Source organism: Leptolyngbya sp. CCY15150 (assembly GCF_016888135.1).
Lineage (GTDB): Bacteria > Cyanobacteriota > Cyanobacteriia > RECH01 > RECH01 > RECH01.
Map to the genome: position 1 here is coordinate 1 of NZ_JACSWB010000009.1, position 329 is coordinate 329.

General features: G+C 59.0%; 1 protein-coding gene. It reads left to right on the top strand.

Annotation, left to right across the window (positions count from 1 at the left end):
• A partial coding sequence (locus JUJ53_RS00035; RefSeq protein ID WP_275415702.1) for a calcium-binding protein occupies positions 1-329 on the top strand: 329 nt, incomplete at both ends.

Consider the following 329-nt stretch of genomic DNA (forward strand, 5'->3'; position numbering starts at 1 on the left):
TGAATGGCACTGAAGAGAATGACGCCTTGGATGGCGGCGAAGGGGATGACACCCTAAATGGCGGCGGTGGGGACGATCGCCTCTTGGGGGGCGAGGGTAACGATACTTTGAATGGCGGTACCGGTAATGACATCTTAAATGGCGGCACCGGGGACGATCGCCTCTTGGGGGGCGAGGGAAATGATCGCCTCATTGGCGGCGACGGGAATGACACCTTGAATGGCGGCACCGAGGACGATCGCCTTGTGGGTGGATCTGGCAACGATATCCTACTCGGCGGCGATGGAAGCGATCGCCTCTTAGGAGAAGTCGGTAACGATCGCCTCTTG